The organism is Patulibacter brassicae, from assembly GCF_033949425.1.
Lineage (GTDB): Bacteria > Actinomycetota > Thermoleophilia > Solirubrobacterales > Solirubrobacteraceae > Patulibacter > Patulibacter brassicae.
Map to the genome: position 1 here is coordinate 405,897 of NZ_JAXAVX010000002.1, position 22,585 is coordinate 428,481.

Here is a 22,585-nt window from a genome sequence, read left to right on the forward strand (position 1 = left end):
GCTCACGGGGTCGTGGTCGTGATGGAGAAGCTCACCGGATCGAGCTCCGAGCCCGCGGGGTAGAAGCCGGCGAACGCCGGGACGCCGGGCTCGGTCAGCGTGGCCGGGACGCCGGTCCAGGTGACGACGCCGCCGGCGCTCGTGCGCTGCCCGCGGGTGAGGTCCAGGCGCGCGAACGCGACGTCAGGATAGGCGACGACCTCGTTCGTATCGAGGCTCTTGCTGCGCACGTCGCCGCGGATCTCGCCCTCCGTGGCCCCGGAGGCGGCCACGATCCGGGGGTTCGTGATCCAGAGCCGCAGGGCGGCCGCCTCGCCGGCGCCGTGGCCCTCGGCGTAGACCGTGCCGCCGAAGCGGACGTCGACCGCCCCCGACGCCGGGTCGACGGTCCCGGAGGCGGTGCCGAAGCGGATCGTGCCGTCGGGGTTGCGGGTCGCCCCGCCGGAGGTCTCGATCCGCCCGTGCGCGATGCCGTGCTCGATGTAGCTGCGGAACGACGCGCGCAGGCCCCAGTCGGCGGCGCCGCCGAGCACGGTGCCCGCGGGCCGGTCGGGCGCGGGCGGCGCGGGCGCCGGGACGGGGATCGGCGTCGGGACGGTCGGGGCGCCGGTCCCCGGCGGCACGAGGTGCAACCCGACCGAGGCGACCGCGAAGCCGCCGGCGCGCAGATCGGGGACGGCCAGTCGCCGGCGCAGGGCGGCGGCCGCGCGTCCGGTGAGCGTCCAGGTCGACGGGCGCGTCGTCGCGGCCCGCCCGCCGGGCGCGACGGTGAAGGCGCGGCGCGCGATCCGCAGCACCGCGTGGCGGGCACCGCCGTCGATCCGGCCGGTGACGCGCGCGCTGCCGCGGCCGATGCGCAGCTGCAGGTCGCTGAGGCGGACGGTGCGGGCGCCGCGCACGAGCGCGAGGCCGTCGCTGGCGTGGTGCTCGACCGCCGCGACGGCGCCGACGCGGCCGCCGGTCGCGGCGAGCTCGATCCGGGGGCCGCGGCGGACGGCGTCCCCGAGCGGCAGCACGCGCACCCCGGCCCGGTCCAGGGCGCGGAAGCTCGTGCCGGCCGGTCGCACGGCGGTCGTGCCGGCCGTGACGGTGGACGGCGCTGCGGCGGTGGCGGGACCGGCGGCGGCGGCGCTGACGAGCAGCGCCGCGGCGGGGGTGACGAGGCGGCGGACGACCGTCATGGTCGGGCTCCTTCTCCGTTGGGGGGCGGGGGGCCGCCGGGGGCGGCGGCGTCGGGGTCCGGGCTCGGCGCGCGGTCGCCGAGCCAGTCGACGTGCAGGGCGGTCCGGCCGCCGGGGTCGGCGGTGAGCGCGGCGTCGACCTGCCAGGTGCGCGCCAGCCGGTCGGCGGTGAGCACCGCGTCGGGACGTCCGGTGGCGACCGTCCGTCCGGCCTCGACGACCACCACGGCGTCGGCGATCGCCGACGCCAGGGCGAGGTCGTGGACGACGAGCAGGACGCCGAGGCCGTCGTCGGCGAGACCGCGCAGCAGGCGCGCCATCGTCGCGGTCGCGCCGAGGTCCAGCGCCGACGTCGGCTCGTCGGCGATGAGCGTCGGCGCGCCCTGGGCGAGCCCGACCGCGAGCTGCACGCGCTGGAGCTCGCCGCCCGAGAGCGTCGTGAGCTCCCGGTCGGCGAAGACGGCGGCCTGCGCGCGCTCGAGCGCCTCATCGACGGCGGCGCGATCGGCGGCCGTCGGGCGCTGCAGCGGACGCAGCTGGGCCGAGCGCCCGATCGTCACGGCGTCCCGGACGGTGACGCCCGCGGGCACGTGGGGGCGCTGGGGCACGAACGCGCGCAGGCGGGCGAGGCGCCGTGGTCCGAGGCCGCGCAGGTCCTCGCCGCCCCAGCGGACGGTGCCCGCCGACGGACGCAGCATCCCCCCGGCGGCGCGCACGAGCGTCGACTTGCCGGCGCCGTTGGGACCGACGATCGCCAGGAGCTCGCCCGCGCGCAGCGCGAGGTCGCCGTGGTGGACGATCTCGCGCCCGCCGAGGCGCACCGCGACGCCCTCGGCCTCGAGCAGGACCGTCACACCGCCCTCCGCAGGAGCCAGAGGAACAGGGGCACCCCGAGCACGACCATGAACGGGCCGACCGGGAAGTCGTACGGCGCGGCGACCTTGCGGGAGACCGTGTCGGCGACGAGCAGCAGCGCGGCGCCGGCGACCGCGGAGGTCGGCACGACGAAGCGGTGGCTCGCGGTGCCGCCCGCGAGGCGCACGGCGTGGGGGACGACGAGGCCGAGGAAGCCCAGCAGCCCCGCGAGGGCCGCGGCCGACGCGGCGAGCAGCGCCGCGGTCCCGGCGGCGACGAGCCGCACGACCCGCGGGCGCTGCCCGAGGGACTGCGCGACGTCGTCGCCCAGGGCGAGCCGGTCGAGCGGCCGGATGAGGAACGCCGCGGCGAGGAAGCCGACGACGAGGTACGGCCAGACCCCCGTGAGGACGCCCCACCCGTCGTTGCTCAGGTAGCCCGCGATGAAGAAGATCGCGGACGAGACGCGCTCCGGGAAGGCCGTCATGAGCGCCGTCGTCAGGGCCGTGAAGATCGCGTTGATCGCGATGCCGGCGAGGATCAGGCGGGCGATGCTGCCGCCGCCGGCGCCCGCCCACGCGACGAGGAAGACGAGCGACGTGGCGACGAGGCCGAAGACGAGGGCGCTCAGCGGCACGAGCGCGACGGCGCCCGGCGAGGCGAGGAGGATGATCATCGCCCCGAACCCCGAGCCGGCCGTCACGCCGATGACGTCCGGCGAGGCGAGCGGGTTGGACAGCGCCCCCTGCAGCAGCGCTCCGGCCACGCCGAGCGCCGCGCCGACGAGGATCGCGGTGACCGTGCGGGGGATCCGCAGGTCGGTGATGATCTGGTCGATCGCGGGCGAGACGTCGCCGCCGCCGACGAGCGGCAGGGCGTCGACGACGTCGCGGAGCGGGATGCTCGTGGAGCCGACCGCGATCGACGCGAGCGCGGCGATGACCAGCACGACGGCCGAGGTGCCGAGCACCCCGGCCTGGCGCAGGGTCACCGCGCTACTTCCAGTTGCCCAGGAGGTCCTTGCGCACCCAGCGGACGATCTTGCCGGGGTCGTCGGAGGCCTCGAGCAGGCGCTGCGGGTCGACGATCCGGATCCGGTTCGTGCGCGCGGCGGTCGTCGACGACCAGCCGGGCTTGCTCTTGAAGTACTCGACCGTCGCGGGGATGTCCTTCGCGTTGCCGTGCGGCACCACGATGATGACCTCGGGGTCGCGGACGAGGACCTCCTCGTCGCTCAGCGGCGCGAAGCTGCCGGGGAGGCCGGCACCGAAGGACGGCTTGAGGCCGCTCGTGAGCATCGATCCGCCGGCCGCCGAGACGATGTCCCCGCCCCAGCTGTTGGGCAGGAACGCCATCGTGTTGCGGCCGATGCCGAGCACGAGGAGCACGCGCGGGCGGACGGTGATCCCCTTGCGGGCGGCCCGCAGGCCGGCGACCGAGCGATCGGCGAGCCGGCGGGCCTGCTTCTCGCGACCGAGGACCTTGCCGATCTTGCGGATGCCGATCGGGACGGTCGCGAGCCGGACGGGCTCCAGCGAGTCGGAGATCGTGATCCGCTGCCGCCTGATCTTCGGCGTGCCCGACCGCCAGTTCGGCGAGGAGAGCACGTAGTCCGGGCGCAGCCGGATGAGCTGCTCGAGGTTCGGCCCGTCCGGATGCGAGAGGGCGATCCGACGGACCCCGCGCAGGCGCGAGTCGAACGTCAGCTTGCTGCTGTCGATCTGCTGGCCGACGGCGATCGGACGAACGCCGAGGCGGGACGTGACGTTCGCGGTGAACGGCGTCAGCGCCACGACCCGCTTCGGGGGCTTCGCGGCCCCGGCGGCCGGGGCCAGGACGCCGCCCGCCGCGGTCGCCAGCGCGACCGCCGTGGCGGTGGCCAGCAGGCTCCGGCGCGAGCGGCGGCCGGCTGACGGCGCGCGGTTCGGACGACCGTGGGAGGCGTCGAGCATGCGGGCGATCGTACCAACTTCGGCAACCCGAACACTCCGGCCTCCAGGCCCGTCCCGCCGGACGCTCCCGGGCTCAGGTCACGCGGTCCCGGCGGCGCGGACCGCGGCCCTCGAGGACCGCTCCGCCGAGCGCCGCGACGACGAGCAGCCCCCCGAGCGCGATGGTCGGGCCGTCGCCGTCACCCTCGCCGCCGGCACCACCGGCCGCCACGCCGGCGGTCTGGGGCGCGGCCCCTGCTCCGACGACCTGCCCCGAGACCTCGTCGGCGGCGCCGGCCGGCGGCGTCGGGCCGGTGGTCGTGGTGGTCGTCGTCGGCGGCGTCGCCGACGTCGTGGTCCCCGGCGGGACGGCGGCGGCGCCCGGTGCGCTCGTGCCGGGTGCGGGCGACGACCCGCCCGGGCCCGAGCCCGAGCCGCCGGCTCGGCCGGGAGCGTCGCGATCGCTGTTCCCCGACGCCTGTGCCTGGGACTGCGCCTCCGCGCCCCCGCCGCCCCCGCCGCCCGCCGCCGCGCCGGCGCGCTCGGGCTCGGACGCCTCCGCGCTCGCCCGGCGGCTCCCGCGCGGGACGGCGCGCACGGGGAAGGCGACCCCGTTGAGGCCCGGGAGGACGGCCGCGGTCGCCGCCGTGTCGCCGAACCCGCCCTCGTCGTCCTGCTGCCGTCGCAGGTAGCGGATCGGCGAGCTGTCCTGGCTGGAGAACTGCCGCGGGTCGAAGCCCACGGCGCGCAGCCCCTGCAGCACCGTCGCGGTCGCCTGGGGGGTCGGCCGCCCGGCGCGCGCACCCGCGTAGCCCCCGCTCGTGGTCAGCGCGTCGACGAGGTAGGCCTGCGCGCCGCCGGAGAGCTCGAACTCGGGGTCCGGTCCGGCCTGCAGCGCCTGCAGCACGAGGCCGGTGACGTCCGGGCGCGGCGTGCTGCCCGCCGTCGTGCCCCACCCGAGGCCGGAACCGGTGCGGCGGTAGGCGGTGCGCAGCCACGCGACCGCGCGGGCCGCGGTCGCGCGCTGCGCCTCGTCGCCGCCGGCGAGCGCGATCGCCGCGAGGGCGGTCGGCGCGGTGCGCGCGCCGCCGGCCGATCCGGCGGGGAAGCTGCCGTCGGTGCGCTGGCGGGCGACGAGGGTCGCGAGCGCGGCGGACCCGGAGGGGCGATCGGCCTCGCCGGCGGCGCGCAGGACGAGCACGAGCCGCGCGAGGTCCTCCGTGCGGGTCAGCGCGTCGGCGTGGCGGTCGAGGTAGGCCAGCAGCGTCGTGCCCTTCGCGGGCTGGTCGGCCGGATGGACGCCGACCGACGCGAGCGCCAGGGCCGCGAGCACGGTGACGGACGGGTCCGAGCGGCGGTCGCGGACCGTGGGGGCGAACCCGCCGTCGGCGCGCTGCGCGGCCTGCAGGCGGCGCACCGCGCGGTCCAGCGGCCCGAGCTCCTGGGCCGCGGCGGCCGGCGCGGGGCCGAGGGCGGTCCCGCCGACGAGCGGACCCACGCTGAGCCCGGTCGCCGCGACCGCGAGCGCGGCCACCGCCGACACGCGGAGTTTGGGTGACCGAACCACGGGTCGGCCAACGTACCACAGGGTCTCGCGGCGGCTCGCCGCCCGCCCGTCGCCGCGCGACGGCCCACGGCGCTCGCCGGACGGCGCTCCGATCGGCGGTCGGCGCAGGATCCCGATCCGCCGGTCAGTCGGCCGCGCGCGCCTGGCGCGCCAGGGCCACGGTCGCCGCCCGGAGGCCCTGCGCGTCGTCGAGGGGCGCCGCGAAGCCGACGCGGACGCTCGCGCGCCCGGCGGGCGTGTCCGCGCGCAGGTCGAGGCCGTAGCGGTCGGCGCGGACGCAGCGTGCGCTCGTCGCGTCGGGATGGCCGCCGAGGGCCCGCGCCATCGCCAGCAGGGCGTCGGCGTGGTCATCGTTGAGGTGGCGCACCGCCCCGGCGGCGCGGGGCAGGACGGGGTCCGGCTCGGCGGCGAGGTACTGCTCGGTGGTCACGGAGTCCATCCGGCCGTAGCCGCCGACCCAGCGCACGCGGTCGACCCGCAGGACCCAGGTCGAGAAGTCGCCGAAGGTCGAGAAGAGCGCGGCCGGCGGGACCGCGGCGACGTACGCCGCCCGCGCCGCCTCGGCCTCCGCGCCCTCGACGCGCTCCGCGACGCCGGCGAGCGTCACGCGGCCGTTGTCGAGCGGGTCGGCGCCCTCCTCCCCGGCGGTGACGACCGAGAGGCTCGCCCGCTGCTCGCGCTCGAGGTTGCGGCCGTGCTCGGCGAGCGTCGAGACCATGAGCACCGGGCGCCCGTCCGCGAGCGTCGCGAAGGCGACCATCGACGCCCACGGGGTGCCGTCCTCGCTGAGGGAGGCGAGCGTGCCGGTCTTCGTCGCGGCGACGATGGTCCGGGCCTCCTCGGCGGCTGAAGGGCGGTCCTGCGGCGTGCGGACGGGGGCGGTCGGATCCGGCGTGGCCAGGACGGCGGCCGGCGCCTGGTGGTCGCTCTGCGTGTCGGCGGCGGGCATGACGCGCAGCGTAGCAACCCTTAGGACTGCCTAATCTGCGCTGGTCACCCTAACTCGACGGGCCGCTCGGCCTCGTCGCGGGGTCGACTTGTCGACGGCTGTCGCTATCATCGGCCCATGGGCTCCGCTCGGTCGCTGCGTCCCGTCGGGGTCGCGCCACGTCGCTCCGGCATCACCGCGACCGACCGGTACGTCGCCGCGATCCATGCGCTCGCGTTCCCGCTCGGCCGGCCCTGCGGCCCGCTCGGCCGGCCGTTCGAGAACGCGCGGCTCGCGGAGGTCCTCGGCGTCGCGCCGGTCTCCGCCCGCGAGGTGCTGCTGCGGCTCGAGCGGGACGGGCTCGTCGAGCGGGCCCTGCGTCGCCGCTGGGCGCTGACCGACGGGGGCCTCGCGCGAGCGGACGAGGTCGTGCGGCGCCAGCGGATCGTCGTGCGGTTCCTCGTCGACGAGCTCGCCTTCCCCGTCGCCGACGCCTACGTCGACGGCGTGCCGCTCGGGGTCTCGATCGGCGCGCGCACCGCGGAGCGGATGCTCGCGCGGATCGGCGCCCCCGACCGCGACCCGAGCGGCTGGCCGATCGACCTCGAGCGCGACCGCGCGGAGGCCCCGTCGCTCGTGCGCGCCCTCGACGCGCCGATCGGCACGGCCGGCGTCGTCGCCCGGCTGTCGCGCCATCCGCGGTCGCTCGTGGCGGAGCTCCACGACGCCGGATGCGTGCCCGGCCGGTCGCTGCGCGTCGTCGCCGGCCTCGGGGGCCGTCCGGCGTGGCTGCTCGGGGACGGCGAGGCGCGGCGGCCGCTGCCGGAGGCGCTCGCCGGGGGCGTCTGGCTCCGCGCCGTCGACGCCCGCTGACCGCGCCCCGCCGACGCGCTCCGTCTGGGCCCGCCCCCTGGGTCGCGACCGCGTCCCGGCTCGAGCAGGGTCAGCGCGCCTCGACGGCGCGCTGCGCCGTCGCCACGGCGATCGCCGTGACGTCGTCGAGCGGCCTCCCGGACTGGTGCAGCACGCGGATCGCCGCGTTGACGATCCCCTGGACGAGCTGCGCGGTGACGGCCGCGTGCGGATGGCCCGCGGCGACGAGCGCCTCCTCCAGCAGCGCGGCCGGCTGGAACGTCATCGCCGAGATCCGGGAGCGCAGCTCGGGGCTGAACGAGGACTGCGCCAGCGCGCCCGCGAGCTCCGGCCGCACCCCGGAGACGAGCGCGAGCTGCGCGCCGACGAAGGCCGCGACGCGGCCGTCGAGGTCGTCGGCGCGCGCCATCGCGTCCCGCAGGCGCTCGAGCCAGCCGGGCAGGGGGCGCTCGAGGACCTGGGCGACGATGTCCTCGCGCGAGGAGAAGTAGCGGTAGACGGAGTTGCGCGCGAGGCCGGTCCGCTCGCCGAGCGCCGCGAACGTCAGCCCCTCGTGGCCGCGCTCCACGAGCACCGCCTCGGCCGCCTCGAGCAGCGCCTCGTGCTGGCGGGCGCGGTGCTCGGCGACCGTGTCGGCTTCGATCCGCGGCATCGGGCCGATCCTACGACCGCCGCGTCCCGATCGCCGGACCGGGACGCGGCGGTCGGCCTCACGCCGGGGACGGGACGTCGGCCACGTCGGCGGTCGCCCGCCGCGCCGTCGCCCGACCGAGCAGCAGGACGGCCAGCACGCCGGCGGCGGCCAGGACGCCCGCCTGGAGCTGGAACGCGTGCGTGAAGCCGTCGGTGAGCGCCTGGGGCGGGGCCGTCCCGGCGGCGAGCTCGTCGCGCGTCGTGGCGGTCGCGATCGTCACCATCGCCGCGATCCCGATCGCGCCGCCGATCTGCTGGCCGGTGGTCAGCAGGGCGGAGGCGAGTCCCCCGTCGCGGTCCTCCGCCCCGCCGGTCGCGAGCTCCATGAGCGGCATGAACGCCGCCCCGAGGCCTGCCGCCGTGAGCGCGAGGGACGGCGCGACGTGGGTGACGTAGTCGCTCGTCGGCGTGAGCGAGCTCATCCACAGGAGCCCGGAGGCGGCCGCGCCCATCCCGGCGCCGACGAGCACGCGGATGTCCACGCGCCCGACGACCTTGCCCATGAGCGCCGACACGGTGCCCATGGCGATGCTGAACGGCAGGAACGCCGCACCGGTCTCCAGCGCGCCCCAGCCGAGCACCCGCTGCAGGTAGAGCGTCTGGAAGAAGAACATCGCCATGAGGCCGGCGGCCCCGAGGAAGACGGCGCCGTTGGCGATCATCGGCCGCCGGCGGCGCAGGAGCGCGGGCGGCAGCAGCGGGGACGCCGAGCGCCGCTCGCCGGCGGCGAAGAGCGCCGCCAGGAGCGCGGCCACGCCGAAGCCGGCGAGCGTCCGTGCCGACGTCCAGCCGGCGTGCTCGGTCTCCACCACGGTGAACACGAGGACGAGCAGCGCCAGCGTCCCGAGCGTCGCGCCGGCGACGTTCGGGGAGGTCCGGGCGGACCGCAGGTCGTCGGCCGGGACCATCCGCGGCACGAGCAGCAGCGCGACGGCGGCGACCGGCAGGTTGATGAAGAAGATCCAGCGCCAGTCGAGGAGCTCCGTCAGCGCGCCGCCGGCGAGCAGCCCCGTGGCCGCCCCGATGCCCAGGAGGCTCGTCCAGACGGCGAGCGCGCGGGCGCGCGCCGGGCCCTCGGCGTGGCTGCCGAGGATGAGCGCCAGGGCGGCGGGGGAGAGCATCGCGGCCGCGATGCCCTGGATCGCGCGCGAGACGACGAGCATCACGTCGTCGGTCGCCAGGCCGCAGGCGGCGGAGGCGAGGGCGAAGGCGGCGAGCGCGAGCAGGAAGACGCGGCGGGGACCGACCCGGTCCGCGACCCGTCCGCCGATCAGCAGGAAGCCGCCGAAGGTCAGGAAGTACGCGTTGACGACCCAGGACAGCGAGGACTCGGAGAACCCGAGCTCCTCGCCGATCGTCGGGAGGGCGACGTTCACGATCGTGTCGTCGACGATGAGCATGAGCTGCGCGACGCACGCCAGGGCGAGGATCGCGACGGGCCGGATGGGGACGGAGGAGGTGCGGGACATGGGACGGGACCTCGGTGGGACGGGGCCGGACGGCGCCGCGCCGATCGGCGTAGGACGTTCTCCAGTCGGAGAACTTCTCCGGTTGTAGAAGAATCTGCTCCGCATGTCAAGACGGCGTGCCATGATGGCGGGGTGGCACGCACGACCGAGCCCGCGACCGACCGCCGCGATCGCCTCCTCGACGAGGCGCTGCGACTGCTGGCGGCCGGCGGGCTGCAGGCCGTCACGCACCGGGCGGTGGAGTCCGCCGCCGGCGTGCCCCACGGCTCGGTGACGTACTGGTTCGCGTCCCGCGACGGGCTCGTGGAGGCGATGGTCGACCGCCTCGCCGCCGACTGCGAGCGGCGCGTCCGGGACCTCGCGCACGACGTCGCCCTGGCGGCGGCGCGCCGCGGCCCGGCGATCGACGTGGGCTCGTTCGCGCGGGCGCTCATGGGGTGGATGGACGACGGGCGCGAGCAGCACGTGGCGCGGCTCGAGCTCGAGCTCGCGGCCGTCCGCGATCCGCGCCTGGCCGAGCGGATGACCGACGCGGCGCTCGTCTTCTGGCGGCTCTGCGAGCCGATCGTCGTCGCCGCCGGGTCGCGGCACCCGCAGCGGGACGGCCGCGCGATGGCGGCGATGGTCGACGGGCTGCTGCTCGACCGCCTCGCGCACCGCCCTGCGGGCGCGGAGGTCGTCGAGGCGGCGCTGGCGCACCTCCTGGGCGACTGGTCCGGGACGCCCGAGCGCCCGTCGCACACGGGCGATCCGGCGTAAACCTGAAAACCAGACTGGATTTCCCTATATTGGGAGGCGTGACCGCCCGGACCGACCTCCATCAGCACGCCTGGCCCGTCGAGCTCCTCGACGCCCTCGCGGAGCGCTGTGGTCCGGGGCCGCGCGCGCGGCAGGAGGGCGACAGCACCTGGGTCCTCGAGCTGCAGGGCGAGCCGGACCACCCGCTCGACGAGCGGCAGATCGACCTCCACCGGCGCAGCGGCGCGCTGTTCGCCGCCGGGCTGGACCGCGCCCTGCTCGTGCCGCCGCTCGCGATCGGGCTCGACGCCCTGCCCGACGTCGACGAGTCGCGCGCCCTGCTGGCGACGTGGTCCTCCGCGGTGCGGGGGTTCGCCACGCCGCACGGCTCGTCGTTCGCCGCCTGGGCGGCGGTGCCCGCCGCCGACCCCGACCCGCGGGACCTCGAGCGGCAGCTCGCCGAGGGCGCGGTCGGCCTCGCGCTGCCGGCCCCGGCGCTCGCCGACGCGGCGGCGCTGGACCGGGTCGGTCCGGTGCTCGAGGCGCTCGCGCGCGCCGGCCGGCCCCTGCTCGTGCATCCGGCGCCGCCCGCGGCCGACGCCGCCGCGGCGACCGCGGCCTGGCGTCCGGCCCTCGTGGACTACCCCGCGCAGCTCCTCGCCGCCTGGGCGACGTGGCTGGAGCGCGGCCTGGACGAGCACCCCGACCTGCGGGTCGCCTTCGCGGCGCTCGCCGGCGGCGCGCCGCTGCTGCTCGAGCGCCTCGCGGCGCGCGGCGGTCCCGTCGATCGCGCGCGCGACGAGCGGCTCGTCTACGAGACCTCGTCGTTCGGTCCACGGGCGCTCGCCGCGGCCGCGCAGGCGGTCGGGGCCGACCGCCTCGGGTTCGGCAGCGACCGGCCGGTCGTCGCGCCCGGCGAGCAGCATCCGCCCGCGGTCGCCGGCCTGGACCCGGCGCGCCTCACGACGGTCGCGGCCGCGCGACTGCTCGGCGAGTCCGTCGCCGCCGGCGCTCCCGTCGCGCCGGCCCTCGAGCTGGTGGCGGAGGCGGCGTGAGCGCGCCCGTCGCCGCGTCCTGGATCGCGGACCTCCTGCCGCGCGCCGGCGTCCTCGACCCGGTCGAGCTCGAGCGCCTCGCCCGCGCGATCGCGGCGCGCCCCGAGCGCTGGGGCGATCTCGTGCGCCACGACCCCGAGCGGCGGACGTACGAGCTGCTCCACGACGACGCCGACGTCACGGTGTGGCTCATCTGCTGGGGCCCGGGCCACGACACCGGGTTCCACGACCACGAGCACTCCGGGGCGGGCGTCGCCATCGCCGAGGGCGCGGTCGTGGACGAGCGGCTCACGGCGTTCGGCGGGCCGATCGCGCGGCGGCTGGCCGACGGCGGATCGACGACGATCGACCCGGCGGAGATCCATCGCGTCCACCACCCGGGCGGCGCGCCGGCCGTGACCGTCCACGCGTACTCGCCCCCGCTGGACCGGATGGGCGCCTACGAGGTCGCCGACGACGGCCGGCTGCTGCGCCACCCGCGCTCGGGCGAGGCCGACCTCGCGCCGGTGCGCGAGGACTGACCCGGGCCCGGATCCCGCCTCGGCCGACGCGCCCGGTCGATCGGGACGCCGTCCCCGGCGGGCGGCGACGCGTCGATCGCGTCGCGTCCGGAGCGGTGCGGCGCCGGTCGGGCGGGCGCGTCCGCCGGGACGACTTAGGCGTCCCTATTTGAAGTTCCTCAAATATGGGGCGCGAGCCCGGAGGGGCGGCGCGATACAATTCCTTCCGAAGGCATCGGACTTCCGGCGCGCAGGGTGCGCGCTCGGTCCCGGTGCCGTCGGTGACCCTCCGAAGACCTGCCGTGCCGCTGATCGACGTCTGCCCGCTGTCCGAGCTCCCCACCGGGGCGCGACGGACCCTGGAGCACGACGACGTCGAGATCCTCGTCGTGAACTGCGACGGGGAGATCCTCGCCATGGAGGACCGCTGCAGCCACGACGACGGGGACCTCGCCGACGGCGAGCTCGACGTCGCCGCCTGCCAGATCGAGTGCCCGCGTCACGGCGCGCGCTTCGACCTGCGGTCCGGTCGCCCGCTCACCCTTCCGGCCTACGAGCCGGTCGACACCTTCCCCGTCGTGCTCGACGGCGACACCATCAAGCTCGAGGTGGACTGACCCATGACCACGCCCCCGGAGACCTCCGCCAGCCTCCTGAACGAGGAGGAGGCGTCGCTCGCCGACCTGAACTCGGACTACACCGAGAAGTACGGCTTCCGCGACGCCGAGAACTACCTCTACAAGGCGCCGAAGGGCATCAACCGCGAGATCGTCGAGAAGATCTCCGAGTTCAAGGACGAGCCGCAGTGGATGCGGGAGTTCCGGCTCAAGGCGCTCGAGCACTTCGAGTCGCGTCCGCAGCCGACCTGGGGCAGCCCGATGCTCGCCGAGGTCGACTACGACGACATCCACTACTTCGTCCGCGCGTCGGAGAAGGCGTCGCGCTCGTGGGACGAGGTCCCCGAGGACGTGAAGAACACCTTCGACCGGCTCGGCATCCCCGAGGCGGAGCGGAAGTTCCTCGCCGGCGTCGGCGCGCAGTACGAGTCCGAGGTCGTCTACCACCAGGTGAACGAGGAGCTCGAGAAGCAGGGCGTCGTGTTCATGGACATGGACACCGGCCTGCGCGAGCACGAGGACCTCGTGCGCGAGTACTTCGCGACGGTCATCCCGGCGAACGACAACAAGCTCGCCGCGCTGAACAGCGCCGTGTGGTCGGGCGGCTCGTTCGTGTACGTCCCGCCGGGCGTCCACGTCGAGATGCCGCTGCAGGCCTACTTCCGCATCAACACGGAGAACATGGGCCAGTTCGAGCGGACGCTCATCATCGCCGACGAGGGCTCCTACGTGCACTACGTCGAGGGCTGCACCGCCCCGACGTACTCCAGCTCGTCCCTGCACTCCGCCGTCGTCGAGCTGATCGCCAAGCCCGGCGCCCGGATCCGCTACACGACCGTCCAGAACTGGTCGCAGAACGTCTTCAACCTCGTGACGAAGCGGGCCGTGGCCCAGCAGGACGCCACCGTCGAGTGGGTCGACTGCAACCTCGGCTCGAAGCTCACGATGAAGTACCCGGCCGTCTACCTCATGGGCGAGCGCGCCCACGGCGAGGTGCTCTCGATCGCCTTCGCGGGCAACGGCCAGCACCAGGACGCCGGCGCGAAGATCGTCCACGCGGCGCCGAACACGACGTCGAACATCTTCGCCAAGTCGATCTCCAAGGACGGCGGGCGCTCGAGCTACCGCGGCCTGCTGGACGTCGGCAAGGGCGCCGTCGGCGCGAAGTCGAAGGTCGTCTGCGACGCGCTGCTGCTCGACGAGCGGTCGAAGACCGACACCTGGCCGACGATCCGGATCGACGAGGACCAGGTCGACATCGGCCACGAGGCCTCGGTGACGAAGGTCGGCGAGGAGCAGCTCTTCTACCTCCAGTCCCACGGGATCCCGGAGGACGAGGCCGCGAAGCTCATCGTGAACGGCTTCATCGAGCCGATCGTCAAGGAGCTCCCGATGGAGTACGCCGTCGAGATGAACCGGCTCATCGAGCTGCAGATGGAGGGCTCCATCGGATGACCGCGCTGGCCACCGACCCCACCTGGCTGGCCGAGCGCCGCGACGCCGCCCGCACCGAGCTGGAGACGCTCGAGCTGCCGACCTTCCGCGGCACCGCGGGCTGGGAGTTCACGGAGATCCCGGAGCTCGACCTCGACGCCTACCCGCTCGCCGGCGGCGACGCCGACGCCAGCGGCGTGGCCGAGGGCGCGCCCCGCGTCTTCGACCACCTGCCCGAGGGCACGAAGCGCCTGACGCAGGTCGACGGGACGATCGTCGAGGCGGCCGACAGCGTCGATACCGAAGGCCCGATCGTCCTGCCGCTGGCGGTCGCCGCCGAGCGCCACGCCGACCTCGTCGAGCCGTACCTCGGCCGGATCGAGACGCAGCGCACGCCGTTCACCGCGCGCAACGACCGCGACTGGACGGGCGGGTTCTTCGTCTACGTCCCGCGCAACGTCCACCTCGACGCGCCGGTCCTCCTGACGCTCGTGCAGTCGCAGGCCGGCACGACCGCCGCGCCGCGCACGCTCATCGTGCTGGAGGAGGGCGCCCAGGCCGAGGTCTGGTCGCAGGCGGTCTCCGCCGACCCGACGCTCGACGCGCTCGTCAACGGCGTCGTGGAGCTGCACGTCGGGGCGAACGCCCGGCTGCGGTTCGTCGACGTGCAGGACCTCTCCGAGCGGACGTGGATCTTCGGCGCGCAGCGCGCGACGATCGACCGCGACGGCTGGATCGACTGGATCACCCTCGGGCTCGGCTCGGCGAAGGGCAAGGTCTTCCAGGAGACCTCGCTGGACGGCCCGGGCGCGCACGGGCGCGTCACCGGCGGCTACGCCACGCACGGCAAGCAGCACCTCGACTTCGACACGCTGCAGACGCACGCGGCGGAGAACACGACCTCGGACCTCGCCTTCCGCGGGATCCTGGCCGACAAGTCCCACGCCGTCTGGCGCGGGATGATCAAGGTCGACGAGGGCGCCCAGCAGACCGACGCGTTCCAGGAGTCGCGCAACCTGCTGCTCACGCGCAAGGCGCACGCCGACGCGATCCCCGGCCTGGAGATCGCCGCCAACGACGTGCGGTGCACGCACGCCGCGGCGATCGCCCAGATCGACCCGGAGCAGCTCTTCTACCTGCGCTCGCGCGGCCTGCCCGTCGGACGGGCGAAGCGGCTCGTGATCGAGGGCTTCCTCGCCGAGCTCGTCACGCGGTTCGAGGAGGGCCCGGTCCGGGAGGCCCTGGGCGAGGTCCTCCAGCGCCGCCTCGAGGCCGTCCTCGACTGAGCCGACCCCGACGCCGGCGGCGGCCGCCGCCGGCGGTCCGGCAGCACGAAGGCCCGGACGCGCGTCCGGGCCTTCGTCGTCTCCGCGGCGGCCCGAGGCCGGCCGGGGAGGGGGCTCAGCTCGCGACGTCCTCCGACGCGGGCGCCTCCTGGGCGTCCTCGCCCTTGGACTCCGACGCCTTCGGCGCGGCCCGCACGACGACCTCGCAGGAGCCGTTGGGGTTCTCGGCCGTCGCGTCGGTGATGACGTCGACGGGATCCAGCAGCGCGCGGTCGCGGCCGTCGCCGCAGGTGATCCGGTCGACCTCGCCGTCGCGGGTGCGGAAGGTGTCGTCGCCGGCGCCGCCGTCCAGCGTGTCGCCGACCTGGTCCGGCACGCCGTTCACGGCGGGGGCGACGTCCTTGCGCGCGAGCGCCCAGAGCGTGTCGTCGCCGTCGCCGCCGCGCAGCGTGTCGACGCCGCGGTTGGCGAACAGGACGTCGTTGCCCGCGCCGCCCTCGACGACGTCGTCGCCGGTGCCGCCCGCGAGCCGATCGTGGCCGTTCTGGCCGTGGACCTCGTCGTTGCCCGAGCCGCCGAAGACGCGGTCGGCGGCGTCGCCGCCGTAGAGCTCGTCGTTGCCGGAGGCGCCGTAGATCCGATCGCGGGACCTGCGGTCGCCGACGCCGTTGCCGTCGCCGATCACCGTGTCGTCGCCGCTGCCGCCGTTGAGCCAGTCGTTGCCGGGGCCGCCGTGGATCCAGTCCTTGCCGGAGGCGCCGAAGATCCGGTCCTTGCCGGACCCGCCCTCGCCGCGGTCGTCGCCGCCGCGGAGGAAGATCCGGTCGTTGCCGCCGTTGCCCTTGATCGTGTCGACGGCGTTCGTGCCGACGAGGCGCTCGCCGCGGGGCGAGCCGTCGATCGTGGCGGCCATCGCGGTCGCCGGCACGGCCGCGGCGGCGGTGATGGCGAGCGCCGCGACGAGGCGCGGCCGACGGAAGCGGGTGGGGACGGGCATGGGTGCTCCTGAGTCGGGGGTTCGGAAGCGCCGCCGCATACGGTGTCGGCTGCGTCGAGAGGGAGTTGTCGCCGACCGGGGCCTCGCCGTGGGGGCGCTCTCACCGGTCCCTCACCGATCATGAGAGCCCCGTGAGAGAACGCGCGCCGCCGCGACCCGGCGGGCCCGGGGCGTGCCAGGATCGAATCGCCCCACCAGCTCCCCTCACCGTCCCATGTCGTACCTGCTCTCCCGCATGCACCCCGCCCGGGTCCTCCCGGTGCTGCTGGCGATCTTCGCGATCGTCGCTGGCGGCGTCGCGATCCACGCCGACGCGAAGACCTTCAAGGGCAACGCCCGCGGCAACACGATCCGCGGCACGAACGGCAACGACGTGATCTACGGCAACGGCGGCAACGACCGCCTGTACGGGCGCGGCGGCAACGACACGATCTACGGCGGCGGCGGCAACGACCGGATCGACGCGGGGTCGGGACGACGGGGCAAGCCGATCGGCGTCCTCGTCGGGGGCGCGGGCAACGACACGATCATCTCGCGCAACCGCGTGGTCGACATCGTCTCGTGCGGGCCGGGGCGGGACACCGTGGTCGCCGACCGGATCGATCGGATCGCGGGCGACTGCGAGACTGTCCAGCTGAAGTGACCGACGCCCGACCGATCGTCCTGCTCGTCGACGACGACGCCGCGATCCGCCGCACGCTGGCGGTCGGTCTCGAGCTCGAGGGGTTCCAGGTCGTCCCGGCGTCGGGCGGCCGGGCGGCGCTCGAGGCGGTGCCGCGGGTCCGCCCCGCGGCGATGCTGCTGGACCTCACGATGCCCGACCTCGACGGCCTCGAGGTCCTGCGCCGGCTGCGCGCCGACGGCGACGAGACGCCGGTCTGCGTGCTCTCCGCCCGTGACGAGGTCGACGATCGCGTCCTCGGGCTGCACGCCGGCGCCGACGACTACGTCGTGAAGCCCTTCGCGCTGGAGGAGGTCGCGGCCCGGCTGCACGCGCTCCTGCGCCGCCGGCCGCCGAGCGAGGACGAGCGCCTCGTCGTCGGCGACATCGCGCTGGACCCGGTCGGGCACGCCGCGACCCGGGGAGGGCGGGACCTCGAGCTGACCCAGCGCGAGTTCGCGCTGCTGCACCTCTTCCTCCGCCGCGCCGGCGAGGTCGTCGACCGCGCGACGATGCACGAGGAGGTCTGGGGCTACACCTTCGACCCCGGGACGAACATCGACGACGTGTTCGTCGGCTACCTGCGCCGCAAGCTCGAGGCCGACGGCGAGCCACGGGTGCTGCACACGGTCCGCGGCGTCGGCTTCGTGCTGCGCGTCTGAGCCGTCTGCGAGCCTGCCGCTCCGGTGCTGGTCCTGCGGAACCTCCGGTCGCGGCTCACCGTCGGCGTCGTCGCGGTGCTCTCCGTCGTCCTCGTGATCGCGGGCGCGCTCGTCGCCGACGCCGCGGATCGGACGGAGCGCGAGGCGCTCGACGACCGCCTGCGCCGCACGGCCGAGCTGCTCGACGTCACCGCGCGGGACGTCGTCCAGCAGGGGCAGCTCGACGACCTCGATCGCCAGCGCCTCGACCAGACCCTGCGGGTGACGGGCAGCTCGCTGCGGATCGTCATCCAGGGAGCGGCGGTCGACGGCGGCGAGGCGGGCCGCCCCTTCCCGCGCGTGGGACGGCTGCCGCTGGGCTACAGCTCGCACGAGTCCGGCGGACAGCGGTACCGCATCTACGTCAAGTCCGTCGATCTGTCGGACGCCGGCCGCGACGTGCTCGAGGGGCGCGTCGAGGTCTCCTCGACGCTCCGGATCCTCGAGCGGCGCGGCGAGCGGCTCGAGCGGCGCCTGCTGCTCATCGGCCTCCTCGTCCTCGTGACGACGGGGCTCGCCACGTGGCTCGCCGCCGATCTCGTGCTGCGCCCGCTGCGGCGGCTGCGCCGGGCGGCACGGGGGATCGAGTCCGACGACGACCTCGAGCAGCGGGTGCCCGTCCAGGGGCCCGAGGAGCTGCGCGCGCTGGCGCGCTCGTTCAACGCGATGCTCGGCCGGCTCGAGCGCTCCAGCGGCGAGCGGCAGCAGGCGCTCGCCGCCACCCGGCGGTTCGCCGCGGACGCCGGGCACGAGCTCCGCACGCCCCTGACCTCGGTCCAGGCGGCGCTCTCCACGGTCCATCGGCATCCGTCGATCGACCCGGAGACCCGCACGGCGATCATCGGCGACGCGCTCGCCGAGCAGCGGCGGCTCGTGACCCTCCTCGACGGCCTGCAGGCGCTCGCGCGCGGCGACGCCAACCCCGTCGACCAGGTCGACGTCGACCTCGCGGGCGTCGTCGCGGAGGCCGCGGGGGCGATCGCCGCGCGCCACCCCGACGTCGCGCTGCGGACGACGCTGCCCGAGCGGCTCGTCGTGCGGGGCTGGGAGCCGGGGCTGCGGGTGCTCGCCGACAACCTGCTCGTGAACGCCGCCCGGCACGGGCGGCCGGGGGGCACGATCAGCGCGTCCGCGCGACGGATCGAGGGCGGCCGGGCGGCGCTCGTCGTCGAGGACGACGGTCCCGGGATCCCGGTCGAGGAGCGCGAGCGGCTGTTCGAGCCGTTCGTCCGCGGTCGCGACGTCGAGCGGCCGGGCTCGGGCCTCGGCCTGGCGCTCGTGGCCCAGCAGGTCCGGCACCACGGTGCGACGATCCGGATCGACGACTCGCCGCTCGGGGGCGCCCGCTTCACCGTCGAGTTCCCGCCGCCCGACGCGGTGGGGCACGCCGCCGCACCGCCTTCGCCACCCGAGCCCCGCCGCCGCTGGAGCCGCCGACCGTGAGCACCCCGCCGTCCCGATCACCCACAGGCCGACGGCGACGCGTCGGCGCGCTCGCCGGCCTGCTCGCGCTCGCGCTGCTCGGCGGACCGCCGGGGGCCGCCGCCGACGCGGCACCGGCGCCGTCGGACGGCCCGCGACCGGTCTCCGGGTCGCAGCTGCCCGCCGACGGGCCGCTCGTCGAGACGATCGACCGCCTCTGGAGCCCCGCGGCGGGGGCCTACCGCGGGTTCCCCGGGTCCCCGCGCACGCGCGCCAACGCGTTGCTGCTGCGCCTGCACGTGCGCGCGCTCGTGCTCGGCGCCGACAGCCCGCTCTCCCCGCGGCTCGCCGCGCCCGAGCGCGCGCGGCAGCTCGTCGACGCGCTCTCGCGGTCCCCGGCGTTCGTCGACGGGCGGACGACGCGCTACGACCCCGACGATCGCGACCAGTCGCACCGTCCCGGCTTCACCCAGACCACCGGACGCGGCCAGCGGCCGAGCCACCAGCACATCGCGATCGACCCCGAGGTCGCGCTCGCGCTGGCGGAGGCCGTTCGGGCCCGCGCCGTCCTCGGCCTGCGCCCCGCCGCCGTGGCTCGGGCGCGGCGCGCGGTGCTGCGCACGGCGGGGCACCCGATGTTCTCCCCGCGCCACGTGCGGATCGGGCAGCTCCTGTGGACGACCCAGATGCTCTGGGCCAAGCGCCTCGTCGACGGCGACCGCCGCGCGTTCGCCCGCGCGATGCGGCGCGCGCTGGACACCGAGGACCGGCTGCTGCCGCGGCTGCTGACCCGCGACGGGGGCTACCGCTACCAGGTGAAGGGCCGTCGGGGCGACGCCCTGAACCGGATGGACACCCCGGAGTACAGCCTCATCGCGCTGGCCGGGATCCAGTTCCTGCCGCAGGCCCGGGCCGACGGGATGCCGCTGCGTCGCGGCGAGCTGGCGCGCTACCGGCGGTGGGGCCGACGCGTCGTCTGGGGCGCCTTCGGCAACGACGGGCTCCTGAACTGGGACACCGCCTGGGGCGCCGACCGGCGCTATCTCGTCCAGTACTGGGGCTGGGCGAGCACCGCGCTGCAGGCGCTGGCCGGCGCCGACGGCGTGCTGCCGGCCGCGGACCGGCGCCGGGCGCGGGCGCTCTGCCGCCGGGCGCAGCAGCGGGTCCTCGACCTGCAGGACGCCCGCGGGCTGCTGCCCAAGGTGCTCTACGGCGCGGCGACGACGTTCGCCGCGGCCGGCCGCGACCGCGCGCTCGGCAGCCTGCGGATGCTCTGGTCGGTGTCGAGCTGCCCCGAGGCGGGGATCCCGCGCTCCGCGGCGAGCTTCGACCGCGAGCAGCAGCGCTACGCCGTGACGACGCCGCGCTACACGACGGCGGTCGTGGGCTGGTCGCGAGACCTGTCCTCCGGGGCGCTGCCCGTCCGCCTGCTCGACGGCGACGGTCGGGCGATCGGCGGCCTCGGCGGCCGCCGCAGCGGCTTCGACCTCGTCCTGGGCGACCTGCACCTCGGCGGTCGTCCTGCGAGCGGGACGCGCGTGCGCCTGTCCGCGCGCCGCGGCAGCGGCCCGCTCACGGGCCGCGGGAGCCTGCGGGCCGTCGTCCGGCGCGGCACCGCGGGCGCGCGGCTGCGCCTGCGCTTCGGCGTCGAGGGCTTCCGCATCGCGGGGACGTCGATGCGCGCGGCCGTCCCGCGGTGGCGGATCCCGCTCGGGGAGGACGCCACGACGACCGTCGAGCACCGCGGCGGGCGGACGATCCTGCGCGTCAGCCCCGCCCGGGGCGCCTCCTGGAGCGCGTCGGTGGCCGGGACCGCGCGCGTCGGGATCGCGCGAGTCGGGCGGGACCGCCTCGACCCGACGGTCCGGCGGGTCGCGACCCTCGCGCTGCCGCGCGGCCGGCGGATCGACCTGCGGGTCGCCGTCGGACCGTCCGCGGGCCCGTCCTGACCGGGGCCGGGGAGGCGGGCCCGAGATCCGTCGACGTCCGTCGCGCGGGGCTTCCCGGTCTGCCAGCATGAGGCTCGTGCGCTCGTCCGTCCCCCTGCGCCCGCGTCGGCGGGCGACCGCGCCCTGGGCTCTCGCGGGGCTCGTCCTCGCCGGTGCCGCCACGTTCCCCGCCCTCGACGCGCAGACGGCGACGGCTGCGGCGGCGAGCGCGAAGGAGCGGCGCCTGGCGAGCTCGGTCGCCGCGAGCGCCGCGTCGCGGCGCCACGCGACGGTCAGCGGACTCGGCAGCCGTGCCCGGCGCGAGTCGAAGCTCCGCAGCGGCGTCGGCCGGATCGGCGCGCCCGAGGCGCTCACCGTCGGGCCGGCCCAGGGCGGGCACCGGATGCTCCAGACCGCCGACGGCCGGCGCGTCGAGCTGCGCGGCGCGAACGTCGCCGCGCTCATCGACTACGCCGGGGCCCACGGCACCGTGCCGGTCGGCGCCGCCGACGCCGCGCAGGCGCAGGCGCTGGGCCTGAACGTCGTCCGTCTCGGCCTCTCGTGGTCGCGGATCCAGCCGCGCGCCGGCGTCATCGACCAGGCGTACCTCGCACAGGTCGAGCGCGTCGGCAAGGCGTACGCGGAGCGCGGCGTCTACGTCCTGCTCGACATGCACCAGGACCGCTACGCCGCGGCGCTCGGCCAGCCCTTCAGCGCGGAGGCCGACGGCGCGCCGCGCTGGGCCGTCGCGACCCAGGGCGCCTCGTGCGACACCGTCTCCGGCGCGCTCCAGGGCCAGTCGTACTACCTCACCCCGTGCGCGGCCGCCGCCGCGGACTCGTTCTTCTCCAACCGCACCGTCGCCGGACGGCCGCTGCAGTCCTGGTACGCCGACGTCGTCTCGGCGGTCACCGCGACCGGTCGCCGGATCGGCCCGGCCTTCGCCGGCATCGAGCTCTACAACGAGCCCCGCACGCCCCGCCCCGGCACCGAGGCGGCGTGGGCGACGAACCAGCTCTTCCCGTTCTACCGGCGGATGATCCAGCGCCTGCGCGCCGACGGCTACACCGGGCCGGTCTGGCTGGACCCGGTCGGCGGCTCCGTCTCCGCGCTCGGCGACGACCAGGTCGTCCTCGCCCCCCACGTCTACACCGACGTCTACACGGGCGGCGGACCGACCGGGGCCACCGCCGGCGCCCTGAAGCGCGAGTACGCGCGACTCCAGGGCCAGGCCAAGGCGCTCGGCGCCGCGCTCGTGCCGGGCGAGTTCGCCGGTGCCGGCGGCGGGGTCTGGGAGAGCTACCGGCGCTGGCAGCTCGACGAGCTCGACCGGACGCGGGCCGGCGGCATCATCTGGGTCTGGAAGCAGCACGCGACGAAGGACTACGGCTGGGGCGTCCTGGCCGCCGACGGCGGGCTCCGTCGCGGCACCGGCATCGCCCAGGACCTCGGCCGCCCGCGCGTGATGGCCGCGGTCCCGGCGATCCGCGAGGTCAGCGCGAGCGAGGACCGGCTCGTCGTCGAGACCTCCGGCAAGGGGATCGTGGAGCTCTGGACCGGCATGGCGACCGGCGGGCAGGCCGAGCGCGGTCGGGCCTGGCGACTGACCGTCGACGGCGCGCCCGCCCAGGGCGCGATCGTGCGCACGAGCACGACGAAGCTCCCGAACGCGACGATCGGCGGGCGCCGCATCCGCGTGACCGTGCCGAGCGGGCGCACGGTCCTGCGGCTCTCCCGCTGAGCGGCGCG

General features: G+C 76.3%; 21 protein-coding genes. 12 read left to right on the forward strand and 9 right to left on the reverse strand.

Annotated elements, in window-relative coordinates:
* Positions 1–2: 2 nt before the first annotated feature.
* From SK069_RS06960 to SK069_RS06985, 6 genes are all read right to left on the reverse strand, one after another.
* Complete coding sequence (locus SK069_RS06960) at positions 3–1,181, reverse strand: HtaA domain-containing protein (RefSeq protein ID WP_319953471.1); 1,179 nt, start codon at positions 1,179–1,181, stop codon at positions 3–5.
* A complete protein-coding gene (locus tag SK069_RS06965; protein WP_319953472.1) occupies positions 1,178–2,035 on the reverse strand; it encodes an ABC transporter ATP-binding protein in 858 nt (285 codons plus the stop codon). Before SK069_RS06965 ends, SK069_RS06960 begins: the two co-directional genes overlap by 4 nt.
* Positions 2,032–3,027 (reverse strand): FecCD family ABC transporter permease, encoded by a 996-nt coding sequence (locus SK069_RS06970; RefSeq protein WP_319953473.1) that lies wholly within the window; start codon positions 3,025–3,027, stop codon positions 2,032–2,034. Before SK069_RS06970 ends, SK069_RS06965 begins: the two co-directional genes overlap by 4 nt.
* Before the next feature lie 4 nt (positions 3,028–3,031).
* Positions 3,032–3,988: an ABC transporter substrate-binding protein gene (locus SK069_RS06975; RefSeq protein WP_319953474.1), complete on the reverse strand. Its 957-nt coding sequence runs from the start codon at positions 3,986–3,988 to the stop codon at positions 3,032–3,034.
* 73 nt (positions 3,989–4,061) lie between these two features.
* A complete protein-coding gene (locus SK069_RS06980; RefSeq protein ID WP_319953475.1) occupies positions 4,062–5,534 on the reverse strand; it encodes a prenyltransferase/squalene oxidase repeat-containing protein in 1,473 nt (490 codons plus the stop codon).
* Positions 5,535–5,658: 124 nt separating this feature from the next.
* Positions 5,659–6,483: a HugZ family pyridoxamine 5'-phosphate oxidase gene (locus SK069_RS06985; RefSeq protein ID WP_319953476.1), complete on the reverse strand. Its 825-nt coding sequence runs from the start codon at positions 6,481–6,483 to the stop codon at positions 5,659–5,661.
* A gap of 117 nt (positions 6,484–6,600) precedes the next feature.
* Here SK069_RS06985 and SK069_RS06990 point away from each other — a divergent pair, with 117 nt between their 5' ends.
* Positions 6,601–7,335, forward strand: a complete 735-nt coding sequence (locus SK069_RS06990; RefSeq protein ID WP_319953477.1) for an iron dependent repressor, metal binding and dimerization domain protein — start codon at positions 6,601–6,603, stop codon at positions 7,333–7,335.
* 70 nt (positions 7,336–7,405) lie between these two features.
* Here SK069_RS06990 and SK069_RS06995 read toward each other — a convergent pair whose 3' ends face one another.
* Together SK069_RS06995 and SK069_RS07000 are read right to left on the reverse strand one after the other, a co-directional pair.
* Positions 7,406–7,987: a TetR/AcrR family transcriptional regulator gene (locus SK069_RS06995; protein ID WP_319953478.1), complete on the reverse strand. Its 582-nt coding sequence runs from the start codon at positions 7,985–7,987 to the stop codon at positions 7,406–7,408.
* A gap of 58 nt (positions 7,988–8,045) precedes the next feature.
* Positions 8,046–9,497, reverse strand: a complete 1,452-nt coding sequence (locus SK069_RS07000) for an MFS transporter (RefSeq protein WP_319953479.1) — start codon at positions 9,495–9,497, stop codon at positions 8,046–8,048.
* A 132-nt stretch (positions 9,498–9,629) separates the two neighbouring features.
* Between SK069_RS07000 and SK069_RS07005 the strand changes: the two genes are divergently transcribed.
* The 6 genes from SK069_RS07005 (at position 9,630) to sufD (ending at position 15,127) form a co-directional block, all read left to right on the forward strand.
* Entirely contained in the window at positions 9,630–10,256 is a 627-nt protein-coding gene (locus SK069_RS07005) for a TetR/AcrR family transcriptional regulator (protein ID WP_319953480.1), read from the forward strand.
* Between the two features lie 38 nt (positions 10,257–10,294).
* Positions 10,295–11,290: an amidohydrolase family protein gene (locus tag SK069_RS07010; protein ID WP_319953481.1), complete on the forward strand. Its 996-nt coding sequence runs from the start codon at positions 10,295–10,297 to the stop codon at positions 11,288–11,290.
* Complete coding sequence (locus tag SK069_RS07015; protein WP_319953482.1) at positions 11,287–11,811, forward strand: cysteine dioxygenase; 525 nt, start codon at positions 11,287–11,289, stop codon at positions 11,809–11,811. Before SK069_RS07010 ends, SK069_RS07015 begins: the two co-directional genes overlap by 4 nt.
* 281 nt (positions 11,812–12,092) lie before the next feature.
* The gene (locus tag SK069_RS07020; RefSeq protein WP_319953483.1) at positions 12,093–12,407 is read left to right on the forward strand and encodes a Rieske (2Fe-2S) protein; all 315 of its coding nucleotides are present in this window, start codon (positions 12,093–12,095) and stop codon (positions 12,405–12,407) included.
* A 3-nt stretch (positions 12,408–12,410) separates the two neighbouring features.
* Positions 12,411–13,862 (forward strand): Fe-S cluster assembly protein SufB, encoded by a 1,452-nt coding sequence (gene sufB / locus SK069_RS07025; protein WP_319953484.1) that lies wholly within the window; start codon positions 12,411–12,413, stop codon positions 13,860–13,862.
* The gene (sufD, locus tag SK069_RS07030) at positions 13,859–15,127 is read left to right on the forward strand and encodes a Fe-S cluster assembly protein SufD (RefSeq protein WP_319953485.1); all 1,269 of its coding nucleotides are present in this window, start codon (positions 13,859–13,861) and stop codon (positions 15,125–15,127) included. The genes sufB and sufD overlap by 4 nt, the downstream gene beginning before the upstream one ends.
* A 115-nt stretch (positions 15,128–15,242) precedes the next feature.
* Here sufD and SK069_RS07035 read toward each other — a convergent pair whose 3' ends face one another.
* Positions 15,243–16,124, reverse strand: coding sequence for a calcium-binding protein (locus SK069_RS07035; protein ID WP_319953486.1), 882 nt, complete (start codon positions 16,122–16,124; stop codon positions 15,243–15,245).
* Between the two features lie 214 nt (positions 16,125–16,338).
* Between SK069_RS07035 and SK069_RS07040 the strand changes: the two genes are divergently transcribed.
* The 5 genes from SK069_RS07040 to SK069_RS07060 all read left to right on the forward strand — a co-directional run bounded on the left by SK069_RS07040 (position 16,339) and on the right by SK069_RS07060 (position 22,577).
* Complete coding sequence (locus tag SK069_RS07040) at positions 16,339–16,767, forward strand: calcium-binding protein (RefSeq protein WP_319953487.1); 429 nt, start codon at positions 16,339–16,341, stop codon at positions 16,765–16,767.
* Entirely contained in the window at positions 16,764–17,447 is a 684-nt protein-coding gene (locus SK069_RS07045) for a response regulator transcription factor (protein ID WP_319953488.1), read from the forward strand. The genes SK069_RS07040 and SK069_RS07045 overlap by 4 nt, the downstream gene beginning before the upstream one ends.
* A gap of 24 nt (positions 17,448–17,471) precedes the next feature.
* Entirely contained in the window at positions 17,472–18,929 is a 1,458-nt protein-coding gene (locus tag SK069_RS07050) for a HAMP domain-containing sensor histidine kinase (RefSeq protein ID WP_319953489.1), read from the forward strand.
* On the forward strand, positions 18,926–20,857 hold the full coding sequence (locus SK069_RS07055) for a hypothetical protein (RefSeq protein ID WP_319953490.1): 1,932 nt from the start codon (positions 18,926–18,928) through the stop codon (positions 20,855–20,857). Before SK069_RS07050 ends, SK069_RS07055 begins: the two co-directional genes overlap by 4 nt.
* Positions 20,858–20,933: 76 nt before the next feature.
* Positions 20,934–22,577: a glycoside hydrolase family 5 protein gene (locus SK069_RS07060; RefSeq protein ID WP_319953491.1), complete on the forward strand. Its 1,644-nt coding sequence runs from the start codon at positions 20,934–20,936 to the stop codon at positions 22,575–22,577.
* Positions 22,578–22,585: the final 8 nt, after the last annotated feature.

Coding starts and splice junctions, on each gene's coding strand:
- sufD (WP_319953485.1), top strand. CDS start 13,859: ATGACCGCGCTGGCCACCGACCCCACCTGGCTGGCCGAGCGCCGCGAC.
- SK069_RS06975 (WP_319953474.1), bottom strand. CDS start 3,988: ATGCTCGACGCCTCCCACGGTCGTCCGAACCGCGCGCCGTCAGCCGGC.
- SK069_RS07040 (WP_319953487.1), top strand. CDS start 16,339: ATGTCGTACCTGCTCTCCCGCATGCACCCCGCCCGGGTCCTCCCGGTG.
- SK069_RS07035 (WP_319953486.1), bottom strand. CDS start 16,124: ATGCCCGTCCCCACCCGCTTCCGTCGGCCGCGCCTCGTCGCGGCGCTC.
- sufB (WP_319953484.1), top strand. CDS start 12,411: ATGACCACGCCCCCGGAGACCTCCGCCAGCCTCCTGAACGAGGAGGAG.
- SK069_RS06990 (WP_319953477.1), top strand. CDS start 6,601: ATGGGCTCCGCTCGGTCGCTGCGTCCCGTCGGGGTCGCGCCACGTCGC.
- SK069_RS06995 (WP_319953478.1), bottom strand. CDS start 7,987: ATGCCGCGGATCGAAGCCGACACGGTCGCCGAGCACCGCGCCCGCCAG.
- SK069_RS06960 (WP_319953471.1), bottom strand. CDS start 1,181: ATGACGGTCGTCCGCCGCCTCGTCACCCCCGCCGCGGCGCTGCTCGTC.
- SK069_RS06985 (WP_319953476.1), bottom strand. CDS start 6,483: ATGCCCGCCGCCGACACGCAGAGCGACCACCAGGCGCCGGCCGCCGTC.
- SK069_RS07000 (WP_319953479.1), bottom strand. CDS start 9,497: ATGTCCCGCACCTCCTCCGTCCCCATCCGGCCCGTCGCGATCCTCGCC.